Origin of the sequence: Aquiflexum sp., from assembly GCF_041749095.1 — a bacterium.
GTDB lineage: Bacteria > Bacteroidota > Bacteroidia > Cytophagales > Cyclobacteriaceae > Aquiflexum.
Genome location: NZ_JBGTCA010000054.1, coordinates 1 through 5,000, shown reverse-complemented (window position 1 = coordinate 5,000; position 5,000 = coordinate 1). Strand labels below are relative to the sequence as shown.

The 5,000-nt window shown below is 39.4% G+C and carries 3 protein-coding genes and 1 pseudogene; 2 read left to right on the top strand and 2 right to left on the bottom strand.

The annotated features are described in order from the left end of the window. Positions 1-92: 92 nt before the first annotated feature. Complete coding sequence (locus ACEW8O_RS03460) at positions 93-419, bottom strand: hypothetical protein (protein WP_373493230.1); 327 nt, start codon at positions 417-419, stop codon at positions 93-95. Positions 420-843: 424 nt separating this feature from the next. Here ACEW8O_RS03460 and ACEW8O_RS03455 point away from each other — a divergent pair, with 424 nt between their 5' ends. Next, a complete protein-coding gene (locus tag ACEW8O_RS03455; RefSeq protein WP_373493229.1) occupies positions 844-2,727 on the top strand; it encodes an amidophosphoribosyltransferase in 1,884 nt (627 codons plus the stop codon). Between the two features lie 262 nt (positions 2,728-2,989). After that, positions 2,990-4,042, top strand: a complete 1,053-nt coding sequence (locus ACEW8O_RS03450; RefSeq protein ID WP_373493228.1) for a M42 family metallopeptidase — start codon at positions 2,990-2,992, stop codon at positions 4,040-4,042. A gap of 419 nt (positions 4,043-4,461) precedes the next feature. Here ACEW8O_RS03450 and ACEW8O_RS03445 read toward each other — a convergent pair. After that, positions 4,462-5,000, bottom strand: a pseudogene (locus tag ACEW8O_RS03445) (hypothetical protein); the annotation flags it as partial.

The window sequence follows — 5,000 nt, the reverse complement described above, 5'->3', positions numbered from 1 at the left end:
CGCATGCGAGAATAAAAATTTTAACTAAAGTAGAAAAAAATAAAGCACCGGAAAAGAATCCGATGCTTTAATGCAATCACTAGGGACAAAGATTATATTTGGTCATCTTTGATGATGTTGCCTTCAGAATCATATTTCCTGACAAGCTCTTCACCGTTATGGTCGAATTTAACTTTGTAATATACAGTCCCGTCATCTTTTTTGATATGCCAAGCTTCATTGATAGTCAACACTGCTGCTGTTTCATCGATGGCGATGGCATTTTTCAATACTTCGGGAAGTTCCTGAATATCCAATTGTGTTTTTTCATCTTCCACCATTTCAGAGTTGTTGAAATTGCTGACAGTACTGTTTGCAACGAATGGCGAGAAAGCCAAAGCACAGGCAAACATTGCGGGGATCATGATCTTAGTTTTCATTTTTTAATTGATTTAGTTTAAAATAATTGGTTTTTAATTTTTGGTATTATAGCCTTTTGCATATTCAATACCAGATTCAAAAGTGCCCAAATATGCCTTTAATCAAAGATTTTATATTTTAAATATGTGGAAAATTTCTACATATGGGTATAATATCCCCATTATTACCCAATTCTAAGGATGTGAAAAAATGTGATGAGTATATATTGTTGGAAAGCGATTGATGTTGAAATACCCAAGTTTAAATTGAACCATTTTTATTCTGATTTTACTTCAAACCAACTTCAAGAAATAGCTGGGCTTACAAAGAGTAGAGTGCGTATGGATAATCTATAAAATAATTTATAATCCGAACTTTTTTTACTCCTGTTAACTTCTAAAAAAGAGCTAACTTTGTGAGCTTAATTAAACCTGTACTGACCCGATGAGTGACCAAATCAAACATGAATGTGGTATTGCAATGCTAAGGCTAAGAAAAGAGCCTCAATACTATATCGATAAATACGGATCTCCCCTTTATGGCCCAAATAGATTGTATGTTCTGATGCAAAAACAGATCAATCGTGGACAGGATGGTGCAGGAGTGGCCAATATTAAAATCAATACCAAGCCCGGAACACGGTATGTCAGTAGATACAGGTCAATTGAGCCTCAGGCGGTCAATTATATTTTTGACAAAATCCACAAGAAATATAAAAAGGCAAAAAAGCAGGGTGGCGAAAAGGGGTTGTATGATGCGGAATGGCTGAAGGAAAACATTGCTTTTTCAGGGGAAGTGTGGTTGGGACATCTTAGGTATGGAACCCATGGAGAAAACAGCATAGAAACCTGCCATCCATTTCTTAAACAGAACAACTGGCGAAGCAGGAACCTGGTCATGGCAGGAAATTTCAACATGACCAATGTCGAGGAGCTTTTCAACAGGTTGGTTGAACTTGGACAACATCCCAAAGAAAAGACCGATACGGTCACGGTAATGGAAAAAATAGGGCATTTTTTGGATGAGGAAAACCAGCGCATTTTTGATAAATACAAGCTTAAATACTCAAATGAACAGATCACAGCATTAATTGAAGACGAACTGGATGTCGCAAGGATCCTAAGAAGATCCTGCAGGGATTTTGATGGCGGTTATGTCATGGCAGGATTGATCGGTAACGGTTCCAGTTTTGTGGTCAGGGATCCGACAGGCATCCGGCCTGCATATTACTATGCGGATGATGAAATTGTAGTGGTTGCATCCGAAAAACCTGCTATCAAATCTGCGTTCAACATAGATTACAAGGAGATCAAAGAAATTCAACCTGGCCATGCATTGGTCATCAACAAGGACGGCTCCTATGCCGAACATGAGATCATGCCTGCAAGGGAAAAGAAATCATGCAGTTTTGAGCGGATATATTTTTCAAGGGGAACTGATCCGGATATATATAGAGAAAGAAAACTGCTGGGCAAAGCATTGATTCCACAGGTACTTCAGGCCATAGATTTCGATTTGAAAAATACCGTATTTTCTTATATTCCAAATACCGCCGAAACAGCATTTTTGGGGATGATAGAGGGCTTGGAGGATTACCTCAGTGCCAAAAGAAGAGAAGTGCTTTTGGAAGGAAAACCTCATTTAGAAGATTTGGAGGAGCTTTTGAATTTCAGGCCCAGAGTCGAAAAATTGGTCAGTAAAGATGTCAAACTGAGAACTTTCATCACCAATGACTCTGACAGGGATGCCATGGTAGCCAATGTTTATGATACTACATATGAAGTAATAAGAGCCGGGATTGATACTTTGGTAGTCATTGATGACAGTATTGTCCGTGGTACTACTTTGGAAAAGAGTATTCTCACAACTTTGGATAAATTGAATCCAAAAAGGATCATCATTGTGTCCTCGGCCCCGCAGATCAGGTTTCCTGACTGTTATGGTATAGACATGTCCAAATTGAAGGATTTTATTGCCTTTAGGGCTGCAATTAAATTGCTTCAGGATAGGGGAATGAGTAATCTGCTCGAAGAAACATATGACAATTGTATGTCCAAACAGGTATTTACAGAGAATTATGTCAAGAATATTTATGATCCTTTTACCGATCAGGAGATATCGGATAAAATCGCTGAAATCATTACTTCCAAAGAAATCAATGCAGAAGTGAAGATCATCTACCAGACTGTGGAAAATCTCAACAAATGCATTCCCGACCATCAAGGCGATTGGTACTTTACCGGTAACTTCCCGACAACCGGTGGTATGAGAGTGGTCAATAGGGCTTTTGCCAATTATATGGAAGGGAAGGTGGTGAGGGCCTATTAAGTACAAATTACTATCCGCCACGGCGGACAAGTTGTACCATGTACCAAGTACCCAATACAAGCTTATTCTTTGGGGCATCATACTTGGTACTTTGTACTTCGTACTTAGTACATTAATTCAGGTTTTTGATCCCATCAAGCGACTCGTCTCCTCCTGATTTCTAAATCCTGTGGTCACAATCAATCTAGTGTTTGTAGGTTTTCTTTTAACTTGATCAGGAAATAAAATCCTCTAATGAAAGTCCTTTGAATAAATAAGTAATATGGAATTTAATACAATACTTCTTAAAAAGATTTGTGAAATAGCCGGAGCGCCTGGATTTGAGAAAAGAATCAGGGATCTGGTTATCGAATTGGTAACACCACTTGCTGACGAGGTGAAGACAGACAATTTGGGAAATGTCATTGCCCTAAAAAAATCTAAAAATAATCCTGAGGGCAAAAGAGTAATGGTTGCTGCCCACATGGATGAAATTGGTTTTATTGTCACTCATATAGATGATAAGGGCTTTGTTCGGTTTCATACCCTTGGAGGTTTCGATCCGAAAACACTCACAGCACAAAGGGTAATTGTTCATGGGCAGAAAGATCTGATCGGTGTGATGGGAAGTAAGCCTATCCATGTGATGACAGCCGAAGAAAAGAAAAAGCTTCCTGAGATTACAGATTTTTTTATTGATCTGGGAATGTCCAAAGACGAAGTAGAAAAATACATCAAAATCGGCGATCCAATCACCCGGGATCGTGAACTGATTGAAATGGGCAATTGTGTCAACTGCAAATCCATAGACAACCGGGTAGCGGTTTTTATCCTGATAGAAGCGCTTAGAATACTTGAAAATCCGGCTTATGATGTGTATGCCGCATTTACAGTACAGGAAGAAGTCGGAATCCGCGGTGCCAATGTGGCTGCCCATGGAATCAACCCTGACTTTGGAATTGGATTGGATACCACCATTGCATTTGATGTGCCCGGGGCACAACCACATGAAAGGGTGACCGAATTGGGCAAAGGCACAGCCATCAAAATCATGGATGCCTCCACCATCTGTGATTACAGAATGGTGGCATTTATGAAACAAACAGCCGAGAAACATAATATAGCCTGGCAACCGGAAATTCTGACAGCAGGGGGCACGGATACTGCAGGTGTACAGCGAATGGGCAAACAAGGCGCCATTGCCGGAGCGATTTCCATTCCGACCAGGCATTTGCATCAAGTGATAGAAATGGCCGACAAATCAGATATTTCAAACAGCATTTTATTATTGAAAGCCTGTTTGGAAGATATGGATGGATTTGATTGGGGGCACTAAAAAACCTTTGAGGTCTTCCCAACCGCGAAGACAGGACCTCGAAGGTTTTACCCTTAAGACCGTTAAGATTTTCTATTAGACTATGTCTTGAGGGAAATTTCTTTGAAAAAAGATGATTACCACATAGTTCATGAAGTTTACATAGTACGACAATATCTTTTCTTTTTTGAAATCGAAACCTATCGGCTAAAAAAACTATGTGCCCTAAGTGGCTATGTGGTAATAAATATAGGACAAGACCTTCGAGGTCAAAAAAAGACCTCAAAGGTCGCGACTGATTTGTCCTGAGACATTAATTTAGTTGGAATAAAAATTGAAAGTAAGAAAACAAAAGTCAGGAATTTCATGATTTGATACTTTTTCTCTATATGTATGAAGACGAAGTTTTTTCCATCATTGTCCCAATAATAATATTTTCATTATTTCCTTTTTTCTCCTTCCGAGTACAACTCCTTCATTACCTCTATTTTTTCCGGTTCACTGACCAAAGATTGATCTGAAAACATCATGATACCGGATGAGGGTTTTTTGGAGCCTTCCATCATTACCTGTTTGAATTCTTCAGGGCTTACAATTCCGGGATTATTGTGTGCCTGAACTATTGGCCATATTAAAGTATTATTGGTCTTTTCGGTTTGGGTCATTTCTCCAAGCCATTCAATATATTCTCCCACCCAAGTTGTGGGTCTTCCTTTCATATGATGAAAAAGCATGGGGGACAACACATCTGCCCTTTCTGCAAATGCCACCGGATCAATTCCAAGATTACGGTACAAAGCAGAATCGTAATCGGCGGGAAACCATGAACAGTAGAAAATACCCAATTTGGCTTCAGGTTGCTCTTTCTTAAGGATAGCACCCAAATCTTCAACCCAACCGTTCAATATTCCACCTCTCCATTTCCGCCATTCTTGGTCATGGTGAGTAAGGATAAAAGATGCTTTTTGGGGAATGTTTT

What these genes read in the sequence shown, in the direction of transcription:
- ACEW8O_RS03460 (WP_373493230.1), bottom strand. Translation starts at nt 419, where the DNA reads ATGAAAACTAAGATCATGATCCCCGCAATGTTTGCCTGTGCTTTGGCT.
- ACEW8O_RS03450 (WP_373493228.1), top strand. Translation starts at nt 2,990, where the DNA reads ATGGAATTTAATACAATACTTCTTAAAAAGATTTGTGAAATAGCCGGA.
- ACEW8O_RS03455 (WP_373493229.1), top strand. Translation starts at nt 844, where the DNA reads ATGAGTGACCAAATCAAACATGAATGTGGTATTGCAATGCTAAGGCTA.